This is a genomic window from Bacillus sp. FSL H8-0534 (assembly GCF_038005885.1).
Taxonomy (GTDB): Bacteria; Bacillota; Bacilli; order Bacillales; family Bacillaceae_G; genus Bacillus_A; species Bacillus_A pseudomycoides.
The window spans coordinates 2,015,737-2,040,984 of sequence record NZ_JBBOUC010000001.1 but is presented as its reverse complement, the minus strand read 5'-3'; the positions used below and the strand labels follow the sequence as shown (position 1 = coordinate 2,040,984).

General features: G+C 36.4%; 26 protein-coding genes and 2 pseudogenes. 19 read left to right on the top strand and 9 right to left on the bottom strand.

Annotated features, from left to right (window positions below):
* Positions 1-87 precede the first annotated feature (87 nt).
* The gene (locus MHH71_RS10610) at positions 88-828 is read right to left on the bottom strand and encodes a GntR family transcriptional regulator (protein WP_006093798.1); all 741 of its coding nucleotides are present in this window, start codon (positions 826-828) and stop codon (positions 88-90) included.
* 164 nt (positions 829-992) lie between these two features.
* On the opposite strand from MHH71_RS10610, the gene MHH71_RS10605 reads away from it, so the two are divergent.
* The 9 genes from MHH71_RS10605 to MHH71_RS10565 all read left to right on the top strand — a co-directional run bounded on the left by MHH71_RS10605 (position 993) and on the right by MHH71_RS10565 (position 8,147).
* Complete coding sequence (locus MHH71_RS10605; protein WP_018782901.1) at positions 993-1,139, top strand: hypothetical protein; 147 nt, start codon at positions 993-995, stop codon at positions 1,137-1,139.
* 599 nt (positions 1,140-1,738) lie between these two features.
* Positions 1,739-2,539, top strand: coding sequence for a hypothetical protein (locus tag MHH71_RS10600; protein ID WP_006093800.1), 801 nt, complete (start codon positions 1,739-1,741; stop codon positions 2,537-2,539).
* A gap of 172 nt (positions 2,540-2,711) precedes the next feature.
* Positions 2,712-3,023: a heavy metal-binding domain-containing protein gene (locus tag MHH71_RS10595; protein WP_006093801.1), complete on the top strand. Its 312-nt coding sequence runs from the start codon at positions 2,712-2,714 to the stop codon at positions 3,021-3,023.
* 230 nt (positions 3,024-3,253) lie between these two features.
* Positions 3,254-3,655, top strand: a complete 402-nt coding sequence (locus MHH71_RS10590; RefSeq protein WP_006093802.1) for a BlaI/MecI/CopY family transcriptional regulator — start codon at positions 3,254-3,256, stop codon at positions 3,653-3,655.
* Positions 3,655-5,523: a beta-lactam sensor/signal transducer gene (locus MHH71_RS10585; RefSeq protein ID WP_033799623.1), complete on the top strand. Its 1,869-nt coding sequence runs from the start codon at positions 3,655-3,657 to the stop codon at positions 5,521-5,523. Before MHH71_RS10590 ends, MHH71_RS10585 begins: the two co-directional genes overlap by 1 nt.
* 215 nt (positions 5,524-5,738) lie before the next feature.
* The gene (locus MHH71_RS10580) at positions 5,739-6,863 is read left to right on the top strand and encodes a metallophosphoesterase (protein WP_033799624.1); all 1,125 of its coding nucleotides are present in this window, start codon (positions 5,739-5,741) and stop codon (positions 6,861-6,863) included.
* A 426-nt stretch (positions 6,864-7,289) separates the two neighbouring features.
* A complete protein-coding gene (locus tag MHH71_RS10575) occupies positions 7,290-7,436 on the top strand; it encodes a hypothetical protein (RefSeq protein WP_157753613.1) in 147 nt (48 codons plus the stop codon).
* A gap of 8 nt (positions 7,437-7,444) precedes the next feature.
* Complete coding sequence (locus MHH71_RS10570; protein ID WP_240516961.1) at positions 7,445-7,687, top strand: alpha/beta hydrolase fold domain-containing protein; 243 nt, start codon at positions 7,445-7,447, stop codon at positions 7,685-7,687.
* Positions 7,677-8,147 carry an alpha/beta hydrolase fold domain-containing protein gene (locus tag MHH71_RS10565; RefSeq protein ID WP_078211715.1) on the top strand — a complete coding sequence of 157 codons (471 nt, stop codon included), beginning with the start codon at positions 7,677-7,679 and terminating at the stop codon, positions 8,145-8,147. Before MHH71_RS10570 ends, MHH71_RS10565 begins: the two co-directional genes overlap by 11 nt.
* Positions 8,148-8,273: 126 nt before the next feature.
* On the opposite strand, the gene MHH71_RS10560 is transcribed toward MHH71_RS10565, so the two are convergent.
* Entirely contained in the window at positions 8,274-9,944 is a 1,671-nt protein-coding gene (locus MHH71_RS10560; RefSeq protein ID WP_006093807.1) for a multicopper oxidase family protein, read from the bottom strand.
* Positions 9,945-10,147: 203 nt separating this feature from the next.
* Entirely contained in the window at positions 10,148-10,777 is a 630-nt protein-coding gene (locus tag MHH71_RS10555; RefSeq protein ID WP_006093808.1) for a GNAT family N-acetyltransferase, read from the bottom strand.
* A 127-nt stretch (positions 10,778-10,904) separates the two neighbouring features.
* Here MHH71_RS10555 and MHH71_RS10550 point away from each other — a divergent pair, with 127 nt between their 5' ends.
* The 3 genes from MHH71_RS10550 to MHH71_RS10540 all read left to right on the top strand — a co-directional run bounded on the left by MHH71_RS10550 (position 10,905) and on the right by MHH71_RS10540 (position 14,170).
* A complete protein-coding gene (locus MHH71_RS10550) occupies positions 10,905-11,720 on the top strand; it encodes a MerR family transcriptional regulator (protein ID WP_006093809.1) in 816 nt (271 codons plus the stop codon).
* Positions 11,721-11,950: 230 nt separating this feature from the next.
* Positions 11,951-13,066: a DUF6688 domain-containing protein gene (locus tag MHH71_RS10545; protein ID WP_018782908.1), complete on the top strand. Its 1,116-nt coding sequence runs from the start codon at positions 11,951-11,953 to the stop codon at positions 13,064-13,066.
* Between the two features lie 195 nt (positions 13,067-13,261).
* A complete protein-coding gene (locus MHH71_RS10540; protein ID WP_006093811.1) occupies positions 13,262-14,170 on the top strand; it encodes a polysaccharide lyase in 909 nt (302 codons plus the stop codon).
* Positions 14,171-14,391: 221 nt separating this feature from the next.
* Here MHH71_RS10540 and MHH71_RS10535 read toward each other — a convergent pair whose 3' ends face one another.
* Positions 14,392-15,150: an SDR family oxidoreductase gene (locus MHH71_RS10535; protein ID WP_006093812.1), complete on the bottom strand. Its 759-nt coding sequence runs from the start codon at positions 15,148-15,150 to the stop codon at positions 14,392-14,394.
* Positions 15,151-15,449: 299 nt separating this feature from the next.
* On the opposite strand from MHH71_RS10535, the gene MHH71_RS10530 reads away from it, so the two are divergent.
* Both MHH71_RS10530 and MHH71_RS10525 read left to right on the top strand, forming a co-directional pair.
* Positions 15,450-16,013, top strand: a complete 564-nt coding sequence (locus tag MHH71_RS10530) for a TetR/AcrR family transcriptional regulator (RefSeq protein ID WP_006093813.1) — start codon at positions 15,450-15,452, stop codon at positions 16,011-16,013.
* Between the two features lie 270 nt (positions 16,014-16,283).
* Positions 16,284-16,781 (top strand): DinB family protein, encoded by a 498-nt coding sequence (locus MHH71_RS10525; RefSeq protein WP_006093814.1) that lies wholly within the window; start codon positions 16,284-16,286, stop codon positions 16,779-16,781.
* A 10-nt stretch (positions 16,782-16,791) separates the two neighbouring features.
* Here MHH71_RS10525 and MHH71_RS10520 read toward each other — a convergent pair.
* Both MHH71_RS10520 and MHH71_RS10515 read right to left on the bottom strand, forming a co-directional pair.
* Positions 16,792-16,929 (bottom strand): annotated as a pseudogene (locus MHH71_RS10520) (IS1595 family transposase); the annotation flags it as partial.
* A gap of 76 nt (positions 16,930-17,005) precedes the next feature.
* On the bottom strand, positions 17,006-17,146 hold the full coding sequence (locus tag MHH71_RS10515) for a YflJ family protein (protein WP_018766939.1): 141 nt from the start codon (positions 17,144-17,146) through the stop codon (positions 17,006-17,008).
* A 156-nt stretch (positions 17,147-17,302) separates the two neighbouring features.
* Here MHH71_RS10515 and MHH71_RS10510 point away from each other — a divergent pair, with 156 nt between their 5' ends.
* Positions 17,303-17,662 carry a hypothetical protein gene (locus MHH71_RS10510; RefSeq protein ID WP_006093817.1) on the top strand — a complete coding sequence of 120 codons (360 nt, stop codon included), beginning with the start codon at positions 17,303-17,305 and terminating at the stop codon, positions 17,660-17,662.
* 26 nt (positions 17,663-17,688) lie between these two features.
* On the opposite strand, the gene MHH71_RS10505 is transcribed toward MHH71_RS10510, so the two are convergent.
* Positions 17,689-17,874 carry a YhzD family protein gene (locus tag MHH71_RS10505; protein WP_003195690.1) on the bottom strand — a complete coding sequence of 62 codons (186 nt, stop codon included), beginning with the start codon at positions 17,872-17,874 and terminating at the stop codon, positions 17,689-17,691.
* A gap of 138 nt (positions 17,875-18,012) precedes the next feature.
* On the opposite strand from MHH71_RS10505, the gene MHH71_RS10500 reads away from it, so the two are divergent.
* The 3 genes from MHH71_RS10500 to yhaM are packed head-to-tail and all read left to right on the top strand — an operon-like array spanning position 18,013 to position 23,164.
* Complete coding sequence (locus MHH71_RS10500; protein ID WP_006093820.1) at positions 18,013-19,254, top strand: metallophosphoesterase family protein; 1,242 nt, start codon at positions 18,013-18,015, stop codon at positions 19,252-19,254.
* Entirely contained in the window at positions 19,251-22,178 is a 2,928-nt protein-coding gene (locus MHH71_RS10495) for an ATP-binding protein (RefSeq protein ID WP_033798697.1), read from the top strand. The genes MHH71_RS10500 and MHH71_RS10495 overlap by 4 nt, the downstream gene beginning before the upstream one ends.
* A gap of 41 nt (positions 22,179-22,219) precedes the next feature.
* Positions 22,220-23,164, top strand: a complete 945-nt coding sequence (gene yhaM / locus MHH71_RS10490; RefSeq protein WP_006093824.1) for a 3'-5' exoribonuclease YhaM — start codon at positions 22,220-22,222, stop codon at positions 23,162-23,164.
* A 321-nt stretch (positions 23,165-23,485) separates the two neighbouring features.
* Here the strand turns inward: yhaM and MHH71_RS10485 are convergent, their stop codons facing one another.
* The gene (locus MHH71_RS10485) at positions 23,486-23,980 is read right to left on the bottom strand and encodes a hypothetical protein (protein ID WP_003195700.1); all 495 of its coding nucleotides are present in this window, start codon (positions 23,978-23,980) and stop codon (positions 23,486-23,488) included.
* 53 nt (positions 23,981-24,033) lie between these two features.
* Positions 24,034-24,417 carry a hypothetical protein gene (locus MHH71_RS10480; RefSeq protein WP_006093826.1) on the bottom strand — a complete coding sequence of 128 codons (384 nt, stop codon included), beginning with the start codon at positions 24,415-24,417 and terminating at the stop codon, positions 24,034-24,036.
* A 452-nt stretch (positions 24,418-24,869) separates the two neighbouring features.
* Between MHH71_RS10480 and MHH71_RS10475 the strand changes: the two are divergent.
* Positions 24,870-25,228, top strand: a pseudogene (locus MHH71_RS10475) (tyrosine-type recombinase/integrase); the annotation flags it as partial.
* Positions 25,229-25,248: the final 20 nt, after the last annotated feature.

The window sequence follows — 25,248 nt, the reverse complement described above, 5'->3', positions numbered from 1 at the left end:
GTTTCATACCGCATTTGGAGAAGTTAAAAGAAGCCAATAGCTCTCCACAAATGGAAATTTCTAAGAGATAATGGATTGTTCATTCGGTTATTTAGATGTTTTAATCCTAATTTGACTAAATTCTATTGGTATATAGTATTTATTATAAACCACAGGGTATTTGTCGCTGATATATACACTTTCTAAAATTAAATCAAATTCCTCCCCGTGGAAAATTTGGTATTTTAATGACGGAGTATTGGCGGAATTAGAACGTTTAATTTCAATGGTAGAGGAGTTAGCCAGTTCATATACTTTCTCCTCCAACATTTCCAATACTTGCTTCTCGTTATGTAAGTCAAGGTTCAATTTGGAAACGGCTTCTATTGGCATCATAGTAAAAGCAAAAGCTACTATCTTATCGTGATTTTTATACCAGCGTTCCAACGCAACCACTGCAGTCATTTGTTGATTTAATACTTGCATTGCATAGTCCGTTACTAGGTCAATTCGGAAATTAAGTTCGATATCATCTATTTTTTCCGTATAGCATTTATATAAAGGATTCCCCAGCTTCTCTAAGCCATCGCTACTTTCATTATGATGAAATCTTGTAATGAAATTTCCTTTTCCATGAATATTTTTAACCAATCCATCTTCTTGTAAAAGTGCCAAAGCATGTCTTAATGTCATTCTGCTCACACCAAATATTTTGGCCAATTCGGGTTCTGTTGGAAGTTGGCTGCCTAGAGGAAAGGTTCCATCCGTAATTAATTTATACAATTGGTCATACACAATGACGAATAGTGGTTTTTTTTGTTTATTGAGTTCATGAAGTTTATTGTTCATTTTCTTATACCCCTATAGTTTTTCAAATTCGTGACGATAAATTCTATTTCTTCTCGTTTTATAGTAGTTTATTTTCTTTTTCTATTGTAGCTTACTTTTTCGCGTAAATTAATACGCTTTCAAAAATTCATTATAATTTGCACTAGGTGTATTTGTCACTCAAAATGAAGATGAACGATATTGCGGACCACATCTTCATTAATCAAGATTACGAATTTCAGTGGCTTGCGTTACATGAAGAAGAGGATGATGGGAAGGACTTCTGTTATGACCTTCGAAATCAAGCGGTTCAAACCATTTATCGGGATTAAAGAAGGTCATTGTACTTGATGCTGGAGGGAAAGCGAGTGACCTTGGTGTATGAACAAGAGGATTTCCAAGACAGTCTTCTTTAGCCGTAAACATTGGGTGTAAATACTAAATTTAGGATGCCTGATATTTTATCAATTGGACTGGGTGGGGGAACTCGCCTTTTTGGATTAGACGAAAAGTTTACGAAAGTGTAGGCTATGAGATTACCAAAAAAGCACTTATTTTCGGTGGAGATGTACTCATTTCTTCATATGTTGTGACGCTTTTAGGGCATGATTTTGACGATAAAGCAATGTAGATAGAACATGTATCAGTAGAGTTTTGTAATAAAGCTACTGGATATTACCTTGTTTTATTTCAAACAACTTATGCATCCGTTTAACTTTGTTTTTTGATTTGTTCTGATGGTACTGAAGGTACGGGAATGAAATGAATGAGCTATTTCACTGCGAGTGGCAGTTTTATAGAAAGAGCCTTAAAATTATATACTTAGAAGATGGTTTCAATATCGCAACGAATCTATTTTTTTCTAGAGGATCTAATTTGTTTTTGATACATTAATAGTTGGGAAATACAAATAAGGGGTAGAGACGTAGATATGGAATTATTTGATTATTATAAGCGAAAAGGGAAGTTTAAACTTTTTATTGGAACCTGTATTTTTCTATTTGCACTATGGTGTGTATATGGAACTTGGGGAATGGTGAATTGGGGAGAAGTTATTTTTATTGTAATCGTTTCTTCTGTTTTTTTCGGAATTGGATTTTGGCAGTTACGAAAAGGGAATTTGATACAAAAGAATGCGGTGAAAAGTAATGTAACGTTTTGGGATGTCGATACGTTTGTTGTATTAGAATTGCCTAAACAGAATAAACAATTTGGTTTATATCATCCTGATGGGGGATATGTTGCTGGAACAAAGATCATTTCATCTAACATTCTTTTTTCAGTGATACCTTTTTTAAGTAATAAAGATGTTTATGGATTAGAAGCGAGTAGCGGGGAAATTCTTGCATATTTTCATACTGAAGCTGACGGGTATGATTGGGTAATCTATGATTCGAATTATAACCAAATTGGTATGTTTAAAGAGAAGATGATACAAGGATTTGCGGCGATACGTGGTTCTTTAATGACTGATAAAGTAACAAAATTGTCCGATGTAGAAGTAGAGTTTGATTTTATTCAAAGTACTCTTCGTACAACAGATGGACGTACATTAGCAATCGGTAAGCAAGGGTATATGCCTATAGAATGGAGTGAAAGGTTTATGGGACTAAATGTGCCTACTATTACATTAGGTTCCAATGCGTCTAAGAATGAAAAAATTCTAGGGCTAGGGGTGCTTCTATATAGCTTACGTACAATTGAGATTAGAAAAAATAGAGCGAGCGTTTAATAGAAAAAAATAAGCGAAACGATTAGAACAGAGTCCATAAAGTGATTCTGTTTTTTTTATAAATCTTACAAAGATGTCATCTTTCTGTAAGATTATTAGATAGTTCATTTATTTTTTTAATGTAATAATAAAGGTATAAGAAACGCCAATAAATGATAGGAGAGTGTCAGTAATGATTGTAACAACAACTTCTGGAATTCAAGGAAAAGAAATTATTGAGTATGTGGATATTGTAAATGGTGAAGCAATTATGGGTGCAAATATTGTTCGTGATTTATTCGCTTCCGTTCGTGATGTTGTAGGTGGCCGTGCTGGTGCATATGAAAGTAAATTAAAAGAAGCTCGTGATATTGCAATGGAAGAAATGAAACAACTTGCGAAGCAAAAAGGAGCAAATGCAATTGTTGGCATTGATGTAGACTACGAGGTTGTTCGTGACGGCATGTTAATGGTTGCTGTAAGTGGTACGGCTGTGCGTATATAAATGAATGAACTATCCCTATAAACTGGACAGTTTTATAAAAAGATACTTAAAAGGTGGTTTCGATATTGCATCGAAGCCATTTTTTTATACCCTTTTATCTTCTTAGATTGATAGTTATGTAGTGTCCAGAATGTAGTTAGAAATCCAAAATATGGTTGACAACCAGAGATTACATTTGTAATATCTACTTATAGATTACAAATGTAATATAAGGGGTGGAATTGTAAACAATGAAAGAATTACCTAAAATATCGGAAGCTGAATTAGAAGTGATGAAAGTTCTTTGGTCCAAATCTCCTCAAACGGCGAATGAAGTAATCGAAGAGTTAGAGAAAACAATGGATTGGAAGCCAAAAACCATTCGAACGCTGATAAATCGATTAGTTCAAAAAGAAGCCCTTTCTTATCATCAAGAAAAAGGACGTATGTATGCGTATTATCCGTTAGTGTCACAAGATAACTATCTACAAGTAGAAACAAAATCTTTCCTCAAACGTTTCTATGGTGTGGCACTTAAACCTCTACTTGTGAATTTCTTAAAAGAAGAAAAACTATCTTCAGAAGATATTAATGAACTGAAACGTATTTTGGATGAGAAAACAGAAGAAAATCAGAGGAAGGGTAGATCATGATGATAGATATGTTTGTAAACATCTATCTACCCCACTTTTTTGATTGGGTGATAGAAACATCCATTATGGCAAGTATAGTAGTTGGTCTCATTTTATGTATCAAAATCTTATTTAGAAACAAGTTAACACCAAGGTGGAAGTATTTGTTATGGATGATATTAATTGTAAGACTTCTATTACCATGGTCGCCAGACAGCTCCTACAGTATTTACTCTATCCTTTCATACAGTAATGACACTTCGGTTATCTTTCATCAAAAAGAACCTGTGCAAGAGAAGGCAGCTATAGATGATACAAAGATGGTCACAAACGAAAATACTTATGCACCTAGTTACACACAAGTAGCTGAGGAAAATAAGCAACAAACGCATCGTAATGAAAATAAAAGTGATGTGACATTTTCATTTTATACAATCCTTTTATACATATGGCTAGCTGGGGTTATCGTTTTAGGGCTTGCAACTATGATCATGAATAGGCGTTTACGTCTCTATATAAAGAACCAGCCTGTTATTACAGATGAACGGATTGTCACAATCTTTGACAATTGTAAAAAATCGATGTCCCTTCAGCAGAATATTCCACTACTTTCAGCTGGGAAAATTTCAAGTCCAACAGTGTTCGGTTTTTTTCGCCCTAGGGTGTTATTGTCAAGTGTACATATGAAAATACTAGATGAGCAGCAACTACGATATATTTTTCATCATGAATTGGCTCATATTAAACGAAGAGATGTTGGGGTAAATTGGCTAATGCATGGCTTACTCATTCTAAATTGGTTTAACCCGATTCTTTGGTATGCCTACTCGTGCATGCGGGAAGATCAAGAAATGGCATGTGATGCATTCGCTCTGACATTTATAGATTCCGAGGAACAAATTGCATATGGTCATACAATTATTACTCTTCTAGAACATTACTCAAGTTATTATCAAGTGCCTAGTTTAGCGAATTTAAGTCGAAATAAAAGAACGTTGAAAAGGAGAATTCGTATGATTAAAAAATTTCAAAAGAAATCATATCGTTGGTCTGCACTTGGAGTTGTTGCTATTATTGCTGTATCATCTGTATCTTTATTAAATGCACGTGCAGATGTGCCAGCTAACCCGCAGAAAGAACAAACGGAAGTGAAAAATAATATCAAAGAAGCAAAAACACAAACTAAAGTTCCTATTCAGCAAATTGTAGAAAAGATGATTGGTACAAAAGAACAGGCATTTGCAGAATTTCATGTTTCAGAGGGTCGATATGAATATATACTTGAAGAAATGGAAGTGGCACGGAATCTGTTAACAAAAGAAGAATTTGACCAATTAATCAAATTGCAACCAGAGGAGTATATCATAGACAAGAAGATAAGATCAGTAGGGACACATGAAAATTTAGAACCAGACGATCAAAAAAAATTAGAGGAGAATAGCAAAGCTATTGAACCATTATGGGGAAAAATTTATTCGCATTTCACATTTACTTCATTTGATTTTCCAATCAAGAAACCAACTTATGTAGCGAAAGGTTATGAACTAAAGAGGGAAAAAGTTGAAACAGTAATTACAACAAAAAAGCTGAATCCTATCATTAACTCAGAATATAGAGCCGGGGAGTTTGGCTATACAATTTATCAATCCGCCGTTTTAGAAAAAGGAAGGGATCCATTTTACTTTTGGATTAATGATAACGATAAGATCGAAAATTATGAACGAGAAGGAGCAAAATTCACGCTTGCTAAAATGACGGGAAGCAATGTAAAGGGCATGAAGATGATTGTTCCTGCAAAAGGAAAAGACAGTGCCTACCAAGTTGTAATTATTGATGATGTTTTAAATAAGGCTGAACTAGAGAAGATTATGTTTTCCATGCTGAATTAAAAAAGAAGTTGTCTTAAAAGGTCGTTAAAAACGGACTTTTGGGACAGCTTCTAAATAAATGTTAGAACATTTTGACTTTATTTCAAATTGTCAATCATACATAAAGCAACACGTTCTTCTAAAAGTTAGCGAGTTACCAAAAGGGGGTTAGTGGAATTTTGTCGAAAGATTTCTACAGCGCAATGAATCTATCGTATGAAAAAGGAGCATCCCCATTGGACAAAATAAAAGGATTATCAATTCCAAACTATGCAAGAGTAATTGTTATTTCTGATATTCACGGAGAATTAGAGCTTTTGAAAGGGTTACTAGAAAAGGTAAATTATAGTGAAAAAGATTATTTAATTATAAATGGTGATTTGTGTGAAAAAGGTAGTAACAGTAAAGGTGTTGTCAGCTACTTGATGAAACTTTCGGCTCATCATCCTAATGTTCATATTATAGAAGGGAATTGTGATACGTTAGTTGAAGAGCTACTACATGAGAATCCTAAGTTAATCCATTATTTATGTACGAGAAAACATTCTATATTAAATGAATGGCTTGCGTATTTAGGTTATGCTGTTAACGAAGAAACACATATTCAAGAAGTAAAAGAAATATTAATTACTCATTTTTCAAAAGAAATAAAGTGGCTTACAGAGTTACCGACAGCGATCGAAGCAGAAGATTATATTTTTGTACATGGTGGGTTAGAAGATATCGATAATTGGAAAGATACGGCTCGAGATACTGCAATAACACTTCCAGCATTTTTAGATAAATCGCACCAAACGAATAAATATGTGATCGTCGGACATTGGCCCGTTGTGAATTATTCCTCAGATGTATCTGTTCATAATCCAATTATTGATCAAGACAAAAAAATCATTGCAATCGATGGTGGGAATGTAATCAAACCAACGGGACAATTAAATGCGTTTATCATTCATCGATCACCTGCTAAAGATATGTTTTCGTATACATACCTTGATCATTTTCCAAATTACGTGGTGTTAGAAGATTTTAACGCAGAATCTACAATGATTGGTTCTATTCATTATCCTCTATATGATATCTTTCCAGTTGAAAGAAACGAAAATTTCACTTTATGTAGACAATTAGAAACAAATCGATTCCTACATGTTAAGAATGAATATCTCAAACAAAATCAAAGAGGGCTTTTCACTGCTAAAACAGACGTGCCTTGTGCGCAATTAAGCGTAAAAAAAGGGGATATTGTTTCTGTAGTTGATGATAGCTGTACGGGTTATAGCTTAGTCAAAAAAGATGGGATGGTTGGATGGATACCGAAAGGCATTCTTGCATGTAAACAACAGCTTGTTTCAGCTTTTCGGTAAGTGGAACAGACACGTGTGTATTGGTAATCGGCTTCTAGATGTAGTATTTACGTGGTGTGATGCAGAGATGGGTTGAAAAAGAAGCGGGTGACGCTATAGCTAGCAAGTTAAGATTGTGTATAAATTTCAAGGAAAACAGCCACCCTTTCATGGAGTATCCATGAAAGGGTGGCTGTTTTTATGTCCTCAATGAGTCTTACAGAAGAATTACAGCTATTAGGTTAGGAATTAAAGAGTACATTTTCACTTTCAATTTTAGAATCACTTGCACGTGAAACTGGTATAATACTAAAAAAACGGATATACCCAATAAATCTATCATTATTGTGATTTTAAGGGATTATACTACAAATCAGAGCCTAATGGAAAAGAAAATTCCATTCCAAAAAACAGATAAGAGTACCGTTCTAAAAGGAGGAAAGCTTCATGCGAAATGCTGTATACGAGTTGGTTGAGACGAATGATAGTCTGCCTTTTGATGTTTCATTGAACAGTGTCAATTATGTACCGAGTCATTGGCATAACAGCGTAGAGATTATTTTTGTGCTGCGCGGTACGGTGGAGGTTTCATAGGCGGCAGTGTGGATGTCGTGGGAAATCCGTGTAAAGCATTGGCAGAAAAAGCAGGCGCTGTTGTGATTTCCGTTGATTACCGTTTAGCGCCTGAACATCCATATCCAGCAGGACTGACAGATTGTTTCGAATCCGTAACATGGGTGTATGAGCACGCTGAAGAAATTCGTGTGAACCCACAGCAAATTGCCGTATCTGGAAGACAGTGCGGGTGGGAATTTAGCTACGGTGTGCGCGCTCATGGATATTGAAAAGGGAACAGAGATGATTAAGCTACAAGCGCTTATTTACCCAACAGTGAATATGGCCGGCGTCCAAACTGAAGATTTCAACTGGAGCCTCGACCAATATGAGATTCGTAACTATTCTGAGCTCATCATTCCAATGATTAAAGGGTTGGCTGAAAGCGGTGAGTTATTTTTCAGGCTTTACTTGCAAAGTAAAGCGGAAATTACTGATCCTCACGTTTCTCCGCTCCTTTCAGATCAATTAAGTAATATGCCGCAGACACTAATTGCAACTGCTGAATTTGATTATTTAAAAGTAGAGTGCGAAGCTTACGCAGCAAAACTTGCACGAAGCGGCGTACCTACGAAGCTTATTCAGTACAACGGTACAGACCATGCATTTATGGATAAAATTGGTTTGTATCCGCAAGCGGAAGATTTAATAAATGAAATTGCAAAAGAGGTTAAGCGAGTATTTGCTTAATTAGAAAGAGCTTGTTCAAAAATACGTTTTTTGAACAAGCTCTATATTTCAAGATGTATAAGGAACTTTGAATAGTTTTATGATAAAGATATCAACTGAATGAAAAAGAGAAGAGAAATCATGGAATTATGATTTCTCTTCTTTTTTATTTTTCCGTTGTTGATAGCAGCCAAAACATTGAGAAAAGGCGTTATCGCTACATTGTTCAGGATCTCGTTCGCATGGGTTAAAGCTAGGGTTAGCTAGCACCTCGTATGGTCTCATCATATCGTAATCTTCGTGTTCAAGAATATGACAGTGCCACGGGTAAGTTCCTGTAAATGGACCAAAGCGTGCGATAATCCGGGTCACTTCTCCGGGATTAGCACGAACAGTATCTTTCCATCCTCTCTCGTTTGGATCGGGTGGTATGGGCGGTCCGACTTTGAGGTCAGAACCATTTGGATCGCCAGTAAATACAGCACGATTCAAAATTTGAAAATTGACAAGGTGCAAATGAATCGGGTGAGTGTCTGGTGTCGTATTGTACAGCTCCCAAATCTCTATAGTTCCATTATACGGGGTTTCTGTAATAGGCTGATTCCACTCCATGTTATTTAATAATGGCATAGGGCGTCCAAAACTATCGATAGCTTCAAGTAAAGTGTTTTTTCGTGTGATTACAGCATCCTGGGGATTCAACTGTTCCAAGCAACTCAACTTCTCTGGAATTTTACTTTTGTCATGTTTGCAGTATGTTTGTTTGACGCGAAATTGCATAATCTGTCTCAGATCTTCAGAAGGACTTTCGCCGTCAGGGAACGGGGTTGGTGCGTCATTTGTTAAAATAATACTCTGACCATTATGGTTTGAAAAATCGACAATGACATCGGCACGTTCCGCAGGTGCAAGGATGATTTCGGATACTAGGACTGGTTTTTCCAAAAGTCCTCCATCCGTACCAATTTGGACAAAATTTTGCCCAGAGCTCAGCTTCATACGATAAAAACGAGAATTGGAGCCATTTAGGATGCGGAACCGGTATTTCCGCGGCTCAACCTCAAGATAAGGCCATACTTTTCCGTTGACTAAAATTGTGTTACCGAAAAATTCAGGGACCACTGACGGATTTGGTAATGTAGGATCGATTGGTGGAGGTGGCTGTGGGGCTGGAGGCGGCATATTTCCTGGTTGGGATGGATAAAAGAGTTCACCATTGGCATAGAACGAACGATCTTGGATGACCAGCGGGATTTCAAAGTTTCCACTCGGAAGATTCAACTTCTTCTCTTCTTCATCTCTGAGAAGATAGAAGCCCGCAAGACCTGCATAAACGTTCAAACGAGTAATTCCAAGGGCGTGATCATGATACCAAAGTGTTGTAGGGCGTTGACAGTTTGGATAATAGTAGACTTCAGTCACGAATTTCGGCCCAACATTTTTAAAATCTCTTGTGAACCATGCATCAGGATATCCGTCACTTTCTGGACGAACACGGCCTCCATGTAAATGGACAACCGTCCTAACAGAAGGTATGGATGATTCCGCACCATGAACAGTTTGGTCGACAGGAAGCAGGTGTTCAAAGGGCAATTTATTTTTCCATTTTACAAGAATAGGGTGATTTCTTTCTGCTTCGAATGTAGGACCCGGGTACATACCGTTATAGCCCCAGACAGTAGTTGGCGGCAAATCCCGATGTAATTTTTGTTTGACTTGCTTCATTGTTACTTCATAGAATGGTACTCCATCATGGTTACCTTCTGCTTTTAAGACAGGAGGAATTGGTAATGCATCGACAAATTTTTTAAAAGACAATTCACTGCCTCCTTTTTAAATCATCAAATATTGTTTGTCATATATAATATGAATTTAATGTAGGTCGGTATAGACGAATTTCTAACAGGAAATGAATGAAATAGGCTGGAATTGTAAAAAAGCAATTTGTTTCAGAGGAAATTTCATTTAAATGAGTTATGGTAAACCGTACCCCGAATAAGTGATACGGTTTTTACCAACAGTTAAAAATCATAACAGTATAAAAATACATTAAGTTTTGTTTTCATTGAATCAAAATAAATTTCTTTTTCATTTATACGTTCAAAGTTTTGATTATCATAAAATCCATAGTTACATTTATTATCTGTATATAGATATAAAGATTTCACATTCGTACTTTTCATATAATTAGACAAATGATTCATTAGAGCCTTTCCAACCCCAAGACCTCTAGATTCCCCTGATACAATAAATAACTGTATACAACCTTGAAAATCATCTTCCTTTCCTTCTATAAGTTCTTTATATGTGTCTTCAACCTTTGAGGATTCTTTTATGAATTTTTTATTCTCTTTATTAGTCATGAATACTTTCAGCATGGTGTAGGCAAAACTTAAAGTATTATGAGCTTTCTTTAAACGTTTTTTGTCTTTTTTTGAATCCCCCAAAATAACACCAATAATTTTATTGTCTTTTTCTGCTACTTTGCTAAATGAGCTCCCTAAAATACAACTCTGTAGATAGATGTTTAATATGGAATCTAAAAATTTTTTATCCTCAATCATTTCATTGAAGCCAAATGCTTCACCAATCAAAGCTTTGACAGATTCATAATCTTCTTTAACTAGACTTCTGTATGTTACTGTATTCATGTTTCGAAACTCCCTTGTATATAAGTGAATTTTGTATTTTATTGCAAATATCTTATTATGATCATAAGGTCTCCCTTAAGAGGAGAGTCAATGATAATATAAGAAAAATATAAAGGAAGTGATTAGGGTGAAAAACTTATTTTCTATTGGGGAAGTTGCGAAAATAAAGGACATCACAATAAAAGCGTTACGATATTATCACAAAATGGGGATTCTTATTCCAAGATATATTGATGAAACAACAGGTTATAGGTATTATTCTATAGATCAATTTATTCATATAGATATTATAAAAAGCTGTAGAGAGTTAAGAACGAGTATAGTAGAGCTTCAAGAGATTTTTAAGGACTGTGATACTGATCAATTACTACAATTTTTACAATTAAAAAGATATGAAGCAGAAGAAAACATAAAGAAAATGCAAGAAGTAATCAAAACCATTGATAGCTTAAATATGAAGGTAGAGACTTCTAAGGATATATTAAATAGTGATGAGATATCTATTCAGTTCTTTGAACCGCGCTATGTAATTGTAGCACCATGTAAAGAAGTGGGAAGTTTACAAGAGCTACTTTACTATTCAGACTTAGAGAAAATCATTCAAGATAAAGAGGGGAAAATGTCAATGGAAAGAGGAATCATATATAACTTTAATTCAGAGGGGGATGCAGAACCAAAATATGTTTTTAGTAGATTTCAAGGGGATTCTAATATAGAAGCTGAACAAAATATAAAAATATTACCAAAGGGAAAGTATGTAACGTTATCTTATAGTAAAGAGAATGAAGAGGAACGTCGAAATAAAATCATTAAATATGTAAAAGAAAATAATTTAAAAGTTAAAGGTTTCATTGAAGTGGAGTTATTTAACGATTTCTTTAATACAGAATCTTATAGCTGTCAAATTCAAATGTTGATAGAAAATAATGAGCCAGTTGGATAAAAGATAAAGATCTCTTTCTTTTTAGAGGTGGTCGAGAGCATCTGGCCATGCATAGAAGCGGTCGGGGCGAAGGGATTTTGTCCGTTTTATTTATCATTAAACATTTATTCTCATATTTTTGCTCGTTCTTAGGATTATTAATAGCGAGAAATAAGATGATAGTTTTTTTGCAAAAGGTAAACTGTTAAAATACTAACAAAGTGTTTGGATGGATTAGAGGAGGGAGAGAGTTGCTTGTTTTTATAAAGGTGCTCTTATTTATTTCAATTCCTAGGTATGCCTTTTTTAGGATGTCTCGGAATTTTACGAAGGAGAAATCAGTCAAAATCAAATCAATAGATGTTTTTGCCTCCATGGTTATTTATTGTTTATTCATGCTTGGCTTTTTTCTAAATGGAGTGGCAGCGGGTGCTGGTGAGCAATTGCATATTTTTGAAAGGACTGGTGCTAAGAATAATGGATATGCTTCTCTTGCAAATGAATATATAGTTTCAGTAATTGTCTTAATAACATTGGGGATGATTAGCTTTTGGATCGTAAGCCTTAATTATGGGGATCTTCCTCCGCTTATTTATGTGGTATGCAGTACATTAATGATACTGAATATCATATTTGCGGTTGCCTATCTCACTCATACAGCCTTCTCAAATGATGGTGAAGAATATTCGGTTTTTCTTCTGCAAACTAGCTGTCTATCGTTGTTTGTTTTATATATCGCAAGCTTGAAAGATTCTCTGAACCATTTTCTTGCTAGTCAGCATGAAAAAGAGATTGAGTACAACAATAAATGTATGCTATTTCTCTTCCGGGTATGTAATAACTATCAACAGATGTCAAAACTATGGGCTATAAGCTTGTTTCCAGTTCTGATTATCATCCAACTAATTTTGGTTCTGTTTGGGCAACGACCAGATAGCTTTATTCGTGTGTTCCTTGAAACAAGTTCTTTCAACTATTCGAATATCCCTGCGCCAAAACCAGAGATAGTGGCGGGTGACGGGCATTATTTGTGTACGGTCTCTGCTAGAGGACATAAAAAATTGGTCAAGCCAGTTAGGGCAGGCATCAGAAGTGGAGAAAGAATCCCTGTGAACCGCCAGCTACTAATTGCTAATGCATTTGAGAACATTCTTGAACAATATGTTCCAAACTTCCATAAAGCCATCCGTAATTTTTATGACAGGTATGGCTACCCAATCAGCAGGCATATCAATTCAAAATGGTCTGCAGACATTATCTATCTTATCATGAAGCCTTTGGAATGGTTATTCCTTATTGTGTTGTATACAGTGGACAAAAAACCAGAAAACAGAATTCATAAGCAATATAGTGAGTTGAGGAAGTGAAATGACCAGAGATGGTTGCTATGGGACATTCAATATTTATTCTGTTGTTTCATTTAATGATGGATTAATTCGATATAATAGGAGAGGAATGGGTTGGCATTACATAATAGGGGAACTATACATCGCCCTCAACTTAAGAGATTTTAATGCCATCAAATGCAAAAGAAACATCAACCAGATGGAGTGTAACGAAAGATGAAAAAAATTCTTGCTATATCTTTCCTATTTGTCAGTTTACTTGTAGGTGGTATCGTATTGGTTAATAGAAAAGAGACAGTGACTCAACCCTATATATCCAAAAAAGAAAAGAAGCCTAAGTTGAAGGAAACAAACAATTCTATTATGTTAGAAGATATCTTTCAATCTGGGCTAGAAAAATGGAAAATAGCAATCAACGACTCGGAAAACCGCACCAACCTAGATATTGACACGATCACGCAGCGTGTACATGTAGTAAATGCGCCAGGCATGACGGGAGATCACAAAGCAGTGCAGTTCGTTGTTCCGCATTCTCAAGGACAATTCCGCTCGGAAATTGCACAACCATACGAAGAAGGGTTCCACGAACGTTGGTATACAGCACGGATTTATATCCCGCAGGATTGGGTGTTCGACAAGGGCAGTGGCGACGATATCGTCATGCAATGGCATGCTGTACTCGGCAGTGAGCGGGTGGATCGGGATTTTCCGGAATTGGCTATTGCAGTGAAAGGTGACAGATGGAGTATACAACGCGCATTCGGTCCTACTGCAAATATAGAGCGCGATTCTAAGACATTGGACGAACTGGTGCAAAAAGGAGTCTGGTCTTCTTGGGTAATTCATGCAAAGTGGTCATCAGGGAACGACGGATTGCTACAAATATGGAAGGATGGAAAAGTTGTATGGGAAGTGCAAGGTCCTAATGCCTATACTACACGTGCGCGTACGCCTTACCTCAAAACAGGGCTTTACCACCCACAGTGGAAACCGAAGTACGGTGAACCGAAACCTAGTCCGGTAAAAGAACGGAAGATTTTTATCGCTGATGTCAAGATTGGAAACGAACGGGCGACCTACCAGGATATGGTGACCAAAGATGATTTCTCAAAAACGGAAAAATAGACATCCAGAACAACTGAGTGATGCAGAAGATTTACGATTTTAACATAAACTTACTATTTTGATGAAGAGTATAATGATATAAAGAGTAAAACGGGTCAGTTCATGTTATGACCCGTTTTTACATGTATTCTGAATGAACACCATACCCATCAAGTTAAGAAAACAGATCAACTCATTTCTCTAAACTTGATAGCTATGTGTTGTAACCCCTAATAGGTGTATTAATAGGAAGTCCAACCGCCGTCTACCGCAATCACTTGTCCGTTTACGAAACTAGCCTCGTCTGAGCCTAAGAAGATAGCTAGCCTTGCAACTTCTTCTGGTTGTCCGGCACGTGGATTAATTGCCATACCTAATGCTTGGCGGCTTGCTCCAAATTCGCTCAAATGAGTCATTGAAGAAGCAATGTTTGTCATGACTGCTCCAGGAGCGATACCGTTACAACGGATGTTTTTGTTCGCATACATAAAGGCAGTGTTTTTTGTTAGGCCAACGACTGCATGTTTAGATGCTGTGTAAGCAGCACCAGCACGTGAGCCGTATAGTCCGCCTGCAGAAATGTTATTAACGATCGTACCATGTCCTTGTTCTAAGAATAGATTCACTGCAATCCGCATTGTTTTCATTACAGCTACTGTATTAACGGAGAAAACCTTCTCCCAGCGTTCGTCTGAAATTTCACCAACAGGCTCCATTCCGTCCATGATGCCTGCATTATTAACAAGAATATCTAATTTTCCATAAGCTTGTTTTGTTTCATTGAAAAGACGTTGTAGATCTTCATCGGAAGTAACGTTTGTTTGAACAGCAATGGCCTCTGCACCTGTAGCCTTAATTCCCTGTACTACATGTTGAGCCCCTTCTAAGTTTAAGTCTGATACAACGACCTTTGCGCCCTCTTTTGCATAACCTTCTGCGATTGCTTTCCCCATGCCTGACGCAGCACCAGTGACAATTGCTACTTTTCCTTTTAATCTCATTCGAAACGGCCCCCTTTGTCTGTTTATTCCGCATTAACGGGCAGTAAGACCTCCACCTCAAAATTCAGCGAAAGCAAAGAAGTTAGGTGGGGGATCAACTGCCCGTAAAAGCCCGATTGGTGCAGGCTGATAATCAGTGGGGAATGAAGCCCCCCCACTGATTAAAGTTTCACTTTATTGAACAGTTGTTCAATAAAAATTATAATCATATAAAAGAGCGCTTACAATGAGCAAAAAAACGATAAATGTTCAATAATTAACACATAGTTAGAAATGTGTTCAATAAGAGGTGAAAAAAGATGCGTACAGATATGCGGATTGTGAAAACAAAAGAGGCGTTACATAATGCATTGTTAGAATTACTAAATGAAAAAAATCTAGAAGTCATCTCAATCTCGGAAATTTGCAGAAAGGCAAAAATAAATCGTGGTACATTTTACTTGCATTATAAACAAGTAGAAGATTTATTCGAGGAATATTTTAAAGAAATTACAGCGGATTTGGTCCGTTCTTATCAAGAACCTTATCGCCACGTATCAGTATTGAAAACGAGTAAATTAGACCCGTCTACCATTCGGGTTTTTCATCATATCGAAAAATATAAGTCATTCTACAGAATTGTTTTTTCCAAAAAGGTTCCATTAATGTACTATTATTTATTATTTGAGGAAATAAAGCGTTTGTTACTTCAAGATCAAGAGGCTTTTCTTAAAGAAGGAGTTAATCATTCACTCTATTGTTCCTACCAAGCGAATGCGATTATTGGCATTATTATTGAATGGTATCAAAATGATTTTTCTTATAGTACAAGTTATTTAAATGATCAACTTGTGCAATTCTTAAATATGAGAGTAGACGAATAGTTCAATTTGATAGGAATTATAAAAGAGAGGATTATTATGATAAGGAGACAGAGAATAAGGATATTACCGAGGTTCATGTGGCGAAGCATCGGAACGGGTACCTAATTTCTTTAAGTACCAACCTTTGCTAACGAAATGCATATCATCGGTTTCTTTTTTTATAAAAGGCTGTTGGTTTTATAACTGAAAACATTTACAAGAACGTATGTTTGTGTATTGTGAGTTTAATGTTATAATTATATTAAATTAATTTAGAAAAGAGGGATTAAATTGAGTGAGGTAAAAAACATAATTAGTAATTTTAGTCATTATTCATCTTGGTTAAGCACTTTAGAAGAAATTGATGACACATTATGGTCTAAATCAATAGCCGAAGGTAAGTGGTCTGTAAGGGAGATAATAGTCCATATTATGAATTGGGATAATCATCTATTAAAAAAGGTCCTCCCATCTGTACAAAATGAAAAGGGAATGGAGTTTCCAAATTTTGATACACATAATAAAAAGGCATCAGACTATGCAAAATCAGGAATATCACAATCAAAACTTCTTGAAGAAGCAAAAGATACAAGGGAACTACTTATAAAAGAACTTAACGAATTTCCAATCGAAAAGTTAAACAAGTCATTAACTGCAAATGGTGTAACTCATTGTCCACATACTGGAGCACCTTACTCACTTATATATATTGTTAAGGAATTTACAGACCACGATAACCACCACAAAGGGCAAATTATACAATTCTTAAGGGAAAACAATTTGGATTAATTCAAGTTGTTTTTTTGTCTTTTCTATGAGCGATTTCACGATGACCTTTTAAAGATTCTCGAAAGAAAGTTTCGTCGTTCACTATGATGCCTTGTAATTGATTAAAACCAAGAGTTCCTAATACGTTCAAGATTTTGTGTCTCCAATATATACGAAAACAGCCTTTATGAAAAATAAAAAAGAAGCAACGCAAAAACAAACGTTGCTTCTTTCTTGTATTAGTATTAAGCCGATTCTTTCTGAACTCTCTCAAGCAAACTAGCCAACACATGCGTACGATAGGATTCTAGTTTTTTACCTTCATAAGTACGGATACCTAATTTTTTTAGTTCCTTTACATACCAACCTTTGCTACCGAAATACATAGAATCGCTCCCCTTCAAATTTGTTTTTTTATGTGTTCTGATTGTTACTTGGAGGTACGGGAAATAGATGAAGGAAATGAATTTCGTGTGAAAATGGTTAACTTTGATGCAAAAGACATATATACTAAAGGTAGTATATAACGAGGTGGGCACGACGTGATTATAGAGAAGCACGAAATTCAAATTGACCAAATTACGAGCGGAAAGGTAAATATATTTACTTTCTACCGAAATAGAAAGCAAATTGACGATCCGTTTTTACAATTGCAAGAGCCATCGCTTACGGCCAACTACTATTTCCATTTTCATTTGGATGCAGAGAGCTTGAGTCTTCTGCAGGAAGAGTTTCCTAATGTATATCCGTACGACGGGAATGGAACCATTCACGACTGGACGGAAAAGATGAAAGATGAGCTAATGCGCCAAATTCAAACTGGAAAGTGGAACAGACGCGTGCGTATTGGTAACCGGATTCTAGATGTGGTATTTACGTGGTGTGATGAAGATATAGAATGAAAAAGAAGCGGATGACGCTTCTTTTTTTAGCGCTGGAATAAAACGAGCTTTCCTGCTGAAGATGTGCAGCGATGTGTGTGCTTATGCAATCCCTTTTCTTGTAAAATGGATGCTCCTTTTGATTTCGCTTCTGCTTCTGTTGCCGCCTCGAATGATTCGTCTAGCATTTTTGAACCATCTTTTTCAAAGACTGTTAGAACGTATACTCCCATGAAAATTCCCTCCAAAAATTAAAATCAGAATCTTATAACTATTTTGTCATAAAATGCTAGAATATGCAAAGAAATATGTGACATTGCGTGGTAAAATAGAGTGAAACTTTTATAGGATAAAGAAAGGATCGTTTATTTGTGAAACAAGTAAAGTTTATACATGCGGCAGATTTGCATTTGGATAGTCCGTTTAAAGGGATGGAAATGAATGTGCCGTCATCTGTTTGGGAAAGAATGAAGCAAAGTACGTTTCAGTCGTTTGAGCGTATTATCGATAAAGCAATTCAAGAGCGCGTTGATTTTGTATTACTAGCAGGAGATTTATATGATGCGGAAACGAGAAGTCTTAGGGCGCAAGTGTTTGTGAGGGAGCAGATGAAGCGCCTTTCGCAGTATGAGATTCCGGTTTATATCATTCATGGTAACCACGATCATTTAGGGGGAAGCTGGGCAGCAATTGAGTTTCCTGAAAATGTTCATGTGTTTGCAGAGCCATATGTAGAAGAAAAGCCGTTTTATAAAGATGATGAACTGCTTGCATCTATTTATGGGTTTAGTTATTTGCAGCAGGCTGTAACGGATAATATGACGGCGCAGTATGCAAAAATGAGCGATGCGCCTTTTCATATTGGCATGCTTCACGGGAGTGTGGAAGGCGATGCGGAACATAATCGCTATGCGCCGTTTCAAATTCGTGAGTTAAAAGAAAAGGGATTTGATTACTGGGCTCTTGGGCATATACATAAGCGAGAGATTTTAGCAGAGGAGCCATATATCATTTATCCAGGCAATATACAAGGACGCCACCGGAAGGAAACAGGAGAGAAGGGGGCGTATCTTGTTGAGATAACAGAGCAGGGAACGGTGTGCTCATTTTTCGGTGCGGCGGATGTAGTTTGGGAAGAGACGGAAATTAGCATTGATGAACTGCAAACAGTTGATGACCTTATGACAGCTTGTACGGAAGTGATGAATGAATGGCGTCAGGAAGAGGAAGGAACTCTTTTGACAATTGTATTCATCGGACAAGGGCCATTGTTTCCTTATTTACGTGATGAAAAACGTGTGGAAGAGATTTTTCATATTTTAGCAGCGGGAGAAGAACGAAGAGATTTTGTGTATGTGATGAAGTGGAAGAATGAGACGGTTTCATTTGCAGAAATCCAGCGATTAAAAGAGGAGAATCATTTTGTTGGTAGTGTATTGCAAGAATTGGAATCATTTACGAATATGGATGCGGTGCTTAGGACGATTTGGACATCTCCAGTTGCGCGTAATGTGATTGAATCCTTTTCAGATGAGGAAAAAGCAGAAATTCAAAAGGAAGCGGAAAATATTATATTAGAGCAACTATTCCAGCAAGAGAGGGATAAAAAATGAAAATTGAAAAACTCCATATTTATGGTTATGGAAAATTAGAAAATGTGGAAATGGATCTTTCATTGCTGACGGTGTTGTACGGTGAAAATGAAGCAGGAAAATCAACGATTCGTTCGTTTATGAAGAGTATTTTGTTTGGGTTCCCAATGAGAGGACAAAGGCGTTATGAGCCGAAAGAAGGCGGGAAGTACGGCGGCAGGGTGACTGTTATGACTGAGCAGTATGGGAGACTCCAAATCGAGCGCTTGCCGAAAACGGCTGCTGGGGAAGTAACAGTATACTTTGAAGATGGAAAAACAGCTGGAGAAGAAGTGTTACAGACTGTGCTAAGCGGGATGAATGAGAGCCTGTTTGATTCTGTCTTTTCGTTTGATATGCACGGTCTTCAAAATATTCATCATATTGGAGAAGCTGAAATCGGAAATTATTTATTTTCGGCGAGTGCAGTTGGGAGCGATGCCCTGCTGCAGTTAGATAAAAAGTTAGAAAAAGAAATGGAGCAGCGTTTTAAGCCAAATGGTCGTAAGCCTGAGATCAATGCGTCACTTCAAGAAATAAAGAAGCTCCAAGAAAAGCTTGGGGCGTGGCAAGGGAAGATTGGTACGTATGAAAAGTTAATGGGGCAGTTAAAAGAAAATGAAGGGCGTCTTGCCCATATTCGGAATGAAAAAGAGATGGCAGAAAAGCGTAAGCAAGACTATGAAGTATTGGCTGCATTGCAACCTCTTGTGATTGAAAAACATGCATATGAAAAAGTGCTAGAAGAACAGAAGAATCCGTTTCCTGTTCGAGGAGTAGAACGTTTCGAAACGATAAAAGCAAAACTCGAGCCGCTCGGGGTGCAATTGGATTCCATCCAGAAAAGGATGGAAATGGTGCAAACGGAAGTGGATGGGGTAGAAGTACAAGAAGAGCTCTTGCAAAAGGATAGCTATGTAGAAGAACTTCGTATGCAGCATATGTCATATGAAAATGCACGTCAAGAAATGCGTGATATTACAGTAAGTATTGGAAATATGAAAGAAGAGATAGAAGAGCTTGAGCAGCAAATTGGTGCTACTTTTGAGAAAGAAAGTGTGCTTTCATTTGATACAAGCCTTGCAGCGAAAGAAATGATAACGCAAATGGTGCAAAAGGCGAGAGCATTAGAGACGCGGAAAGAGCAGCTAGATGAGCGCTTTAAAGTAGTGCAAGAGCAACTAGAAGAACAGGAAGAGAATGTAAGGCACATCCGAAAGCAGATGTTAGCGGATGAAGAGCGACAGGCGCTTGTAGAAAAGGAAAGATCGTTTCAAGATACAGTTTTTATGGGTACTGGCGTGGAACGAATGAAGCGTAAATATGAAGAAAGAATGAAAACCGCGCAGGAAAAGAAAAAGCGCTGGCAGACGATTTGTTTCCTTTTGTTAGCTATTAATACAGTGATTTTGCTGACAAGTATATTTCTAGATAATCGTGCGTTATTATTTACAAGTGTTATCGTCTTTGTCCTAATTGTACTTGCACTTGTTTTGTATAAAGATACTTCTTCCGATGGTTTACAAGAAGAACTGCTCTCGCTGCAGCAAAGTGCAGGTGGAAGGCAAAATGAAGAGGCGCTATCCATTCGTTATCAATTAGAAAAAGATGAAGAAATTCGTAAATTATTTGAGCGAGAGTCTTATAAATTACAACAAATAGAACGAACCTATGATAAAGGTGTTTCTGCATATGAAGAATGGGAGCGAGATACGTTTCGTATGGGAGAGCAAGTGGATACATATAATGCGCGTTATTCTTTCCCAAGTTTTTATACATATGCACATGTCTTGCCAGCATTTGAACGCATTGAAAAGATGCAGCAGTTATATCGTGAGGTAGGAAAGCTGGCGGAGCGAAAAGGAATATTATATGAAATGATTTCGCAGTTTGAACATAAACTAGAAAACGTTATGGAAAATACAGATTTTGATCATCTTCATATGATCAGTAATCGTATTCAAAAGGAAAAAGAAAAGAAACAAAAGAGAGAGCAGCTTTTAGGGAAGCTAGCTGATTGGAAAGAAGAACAAGCACTATTACAGCATCAAGTAGAACAACTTACATTAGAAAGAGATGCGCTCTGGGAAATGGCAGCAGCTACTGATGAAGAAATGTTTTTAGAAGCTGGCAAGAGGGCAGAAAAGCGTGAAGATGCAGAGAAGCAAGTAGAGCGGTTATCACCTCAAATTGACATGTTAGAAAAACGTTTAACAAGCTTATCATTAGCGGAACACTATCAAGTGGAAGGGTATGAAGGAAAGCTGAAACAAGAAGCGCTCTATATACAAGACTTCCTTTCACAAGAGAAGGAGTTGACCGAGCGTATTGCGGAGCACCGCGTAGATGTTGCGAACTTAGAAGAAGGTAGTACGTACGGCGATTTACTCCATGAATGGGAAATGAAAAAGTCCCAAGTGCGTGAGCAAGTGAAGAAGTGGGCGGCGTATGCAGCGGCAAAAACAGTGTTAACAAAAACAAAGCAATACTATCATGAAGTGCAGCTGCCGCGCATTTTACAAAAGGCAGAGGAGTATTTTGTATATTTAACAGGCGGTCAGTATAGTAAGATTTTTTCACCATCAGAAACAGAGCCGTTTATTGTAGAACGAAGTGATGGTATTCGTTTTTATAGTCATGAACTCAGTCAAGCGACAGCGGAGCAACTTTATTTATCACTAAGATTTGCGCTAGCCCGGACGTTTGAACATGATTATCCATTTATTATTGATGATAGCTTTGTGCATTTTGATGCAGTAAGAACAGAACGAACAATCCAGTTAATAAAAGAAATTGCGAAGGATAGACAAGTGATTTTCTTTACATGTCATGCCCATCTATTATCATTCTTTGCGGAAAAACAGATTATAAAATTAACACGTGAGCATAAAGAAAATAAGGTATAATGTGCTATACTAAAAGTACTTAAGTTGGTGGAGGAATCAGGATGAAAAAGAAAATTGCAGAATATGAAGTTGGTGAACAAGTCGATATCTTCTTGTTAATTAAGACAGCGACAAAAGGTATCGCGAGTAATGGGAAGCCATTTTTAACAGTAATCTTACAAGACCAAACTGGAGATATTGAAGCGAAGCTATGGGATGTATCACCAGAAGTTGAGAAACAATATGTAGCAGAAACGATTGTGAAAGTAGCTGGAGATATTCAAAACTATAAAGGGCGTATTCAACTTCGTGTGAAGCAAATTCGCGTTGCAAATGCGAATGAAGTGACAGATATCTCAGACTTTGTAGAAAAAGCACCAGTGAAAAAAGAAGATATGGTAGAAAAGATTACACAGTACATATTTGAAATGAGAAATCCGAACATTCAGCGTCTGACAAGACACTTATTGAATAAACATCAAAATGAATTTTTAGACTATCCAGCAGCGACGAAAAATCATCACGAGTTCGTATCGGGGCTTGCGTATCACGTTGTATCGATGCTTGATTTAGCGAAAGCCATTGCTACGCTATACCCATCTTTAGATAAAGATTTACTGTATGCAGGTGTTATTTTACATGACCTTGGTAAAGTAATTGAATTGTCTGGTCCAATTTCAACAACGTATACATTAGAAGGAAATCTACTTGGCCACATTTCCATCATGGTAAACGAAATTGGAAAAGCAGCAGATGAACTGAAAATCGAAGGAGAAGAAGTATTAATTCTTCAGCACATCGTCTTATCCCATCACGGGAAAGCGGAATGGGGTAGCCCAAAACCGCCATTAGTAAAAGAAGCAGAAATTCTGCATTACATCGATAATTTAGATGCGAAGATGAACATGATGGATCGTGCCCTTGGGCGCACGAAACCAGGTGAATACACAGAACGTGTCTTTGCACTTGATAATCGTTCGTTTTATAAGCCTACTTTTCATAACTAAATAATACTTATGAGGCAAGTGATTTTAGCGTATAGCTGGGGTTGCTTGCCTTTTTTATTTTTAAAAGTGGGGGTAGTAACACATATCCATCAACTTAAGAAATTGGTTGTTTCCCAAAACGAAAAAAGTAAGCTGAATTCTTATAAATAACTGTAGAAATATAAAATTTTCGTTTTGGGGATATTTCAAAATCTTAGCTTGATGAGTATGGGGCGTGGCCCTATCTTAAAAAATAAACCTTTTTTCCTACTTTTCATTATTTTTTTCTTCAGAAACAAAAAAAGCCTCTCAAATAAACCGAGAGACCCTTTAAAATAAAAATCACTTTTGACACAAAACAATGATTTTATATGGCGTAGTTTGGGCTGGTATACTCATTGTTGTAAGACCATAAATAACTATTAAATTTCGATTCGCAAGATTCCCTGTAAAAAATTGGCCATTTGTTAATAAAATTTGAGTAGAAGGAGAAATATTTAATTTTAATTTTCCATCACTACTCTCTAACTGTTCATTAAAATTATCTACTTTTACATTTTGATAGGGTATATATTTCGCTATAACAATTGCTTGAAATTGTGGTGGGAAAATGAGAGGAACAGGGACATTAGCATCGTAAAATCCAGTTACTTTATCTCCTACTACTACCGCTGCGTAGTCAATAAAATAAGTATTTGGTTTCACTACAAAATTTGTTAGAGTCCCATAACCATTATCTACGGATATTAATTTAGTACATCCTATTTCTTCATTTGATCCTGTTACAAAATCGTTAATCATAGTTATTGTCCCATCAAATGATTGAAAGTTTTTCATTCTAATACCTCTTTTGTTTATATAATTAAACTTTTATCGTTACTCTATAATTTTTAAAAACATGTAAATGAACTAATCCTTCTTGTATCAATTCCAAAAATCACCCAAAACCTACCGTTCCATCTAAAACCAGTAACAGATCTTCGTCCTACAAAAATCGGATAATACCAAAACTGTTCACCATTTGTAAGCCATATATAGGTATTTCGAAATAAACAGAATGAAATTGCCCCTGGATCAACAGCAAATGGTGAAGCAGTTGATTGTTGAGGAATAAATGATGGAGGAGGAGATGTTGGAGCTTGTGAACTTTGCTGTCCTGGTGCACCCGGAAAACTTGGCATTCCCGGTATACTTGGAATCGGAGGACCAGGGAATTGACGATCGAAGTATTGATTATAATTTATATAAGGAAAATATATTGACTCATTATACATTTAAAAATCACCTCTTTATTTTTAAAATCTCCTAAAGTATTAATATGTAATATTTTCCGTATAGGAAGCTTATTCACTTCCTATACGGAAAATATTTTAATAAAGCGGATATCAAACATAAATGTATTACCCTTTGTTTTTGGTATGTTCGGCTCGGCAACATATCCATACTTACCGAATTTCTTCATACAATGGAGGAAAGGTGGGGTTAAACCCCACGAATTTAACGTAACTTTATATATGGAATAAATTGATCTGTTATCTTAATTCACATAATTTTCAAAACTATAAACTTTGCATGTTAATATTTGTTATATAATAAAGAGGTCCTAGTAGTCTTAAGAAATAGTGATCCCTAGTTTTTTTGATAAGATAGTTTGTTTTACCCTTCAGTTTACATTATTTTAAAAAGAACTTGTATTTTTTTACAAGTTCTTTTTATTTTTACTACAAAAACGAAAAAAGAGCGCATGATTAATCTCACTTCTATTTTGGATGAAGTCTATTCCTATACCCAAACCCTAGAAAGTACCTGCTTATTTCCTTCTCGAAAAGGATATCAACCCATTAGCCAAATCCAAGCGTACCGACAATTACAAAAAGCTGGAGATTTTACCGATGTAGAATCCATTGGTACGCACACTATGCGCAAAACCTTCAGCTATTGGTTTTATAAACAAAAGATGTAGCCATGTTGCAAGAAATACTCATCTATAGCCATATAAATCCTTACGGGACCTTTAAATTGGATATGATGGAACGAATTCAAATTGAAGAGAGATCATATCTAGAGGAATCAGTGCATTCTTAATTCATATCCTTATTGCGGGT

Coding starts and splice junctions, on each gene's coding strand:
- MHH71_RS10610 (WP_006093798.1), bottom strand. CDS start 828: ATGAACAATAAACTTCATGAACTCAATAAACAAAAAAAACCACTATTC.
- MHH71_RS10605 (WP_018782901.1), top strand. CDS start 993: ATGAAGATGAACGATATTGCGGACCACATCTTCATTAATCAAGATTAC.
- MHH71_RS10600 (WP_006093800.1), top strand. CDS start 1,739: ATGGAATTATTTGATTATTATAAGCGAAAAGGGAAGTTTAAACTTTTT.
- MHH71_RS10595 (WP_006093801.1), top strand. CDS start 2,712: ATGATTGTAACAACAACTTCTGGAATTCAAGGAAAAGAAATTATTGAG.
- MHH71_RS10590 (WP_006093802.1), top strand. CDS start 3,254: ATGAAAGAATTACCTAAAATATCGGAAGCTGAATTAGAAGTGATGAAA.
- MHH71_RS10585 (WP_033799623.1), top strand. CDS start 3,655: ATGATAGATATGTTTGTAAACATCTATCTACCCCACTTTTTTGATTGG.
- MHH71_RS10575 (WP_157753613.1), top strand. CDS start 7,290: ATGCGAAATGCTGTATACGAGTTGGTTGAGACGAATGATAGTCTGCCT.
- MHH71_RS10565 (WP_078211715.1), top strand. CDS start 7,677: ATGGATATTGAAAAGGGAACAGAGATGATTAAGCTACAAGCGCTTATT.
- MHH71_RS10555 (WP_006093808.1), bottom strand. CDS start 10,777: ATGAATACAGTAACATACAGAAGTCTAGTTAAAGAAGATTATGAATCT.
- MHH71_RS10540 (WP_006093811.1), top strand. CDS start 13,262: ATGAAAAAAATTCTTGCTATATCTTTCCTATTTGTCAGTTTACTTGTA.
- MHH71_RS10535 (WP_006093812.1), bottom strand. CDS start 15,150: ATGAGATTAAAAGGAAAAGTAGCAATTGTCACTGGTGCTGCGTCAGGC.
- MHH71_RS10530 (WP_006093813.1), top strand. CDS start 15,450: ATGCGTACAGATATGCGGATTGTGAAAACAAAAGAGGCGTTACATAAT.
- MHH71_RS10515 (WP_018766939.1), bottom strand. CDS start 17,146: ATGTATTTCGGTAGCAAAGGTTGGTATGTAAAGGAACTAAAAAAATTA.
- MHH71_RS10505 (WP_003195690.1), bottom strand. CDS start 17,874: ATGGGAGTATACGTTCTAACAGTCTTTGAAAAAGATGGTTCAAAAATG.
- MHH71_RS10495 (WP_033798697.1), top strand. CDS start 19,251: ATGAAAATTGAAAAACTCCATATTTATGGTTATGGAAAATTAGAAAAT.
- yhaM (WP_006093824.1), top strand. CDS start 22,220: ATGAAAAAGAAAATTGCAGAATATGAAGTTGGTGAACAAGTCGATATC.
- MHH71_RS10485 (WP_003195700.1), bottom strand. CDS start 23,980: ATGAAAAACTTTCAATCATTTGATGGGACAATAACTATGATTAACGAT.
- MHH71_RS10480 (WP_006093826.1), bottom strand. CDS start 24,417: ATGTATAATGAGTCAATATATTTTCCTTATATAAATTATAATCAATAC.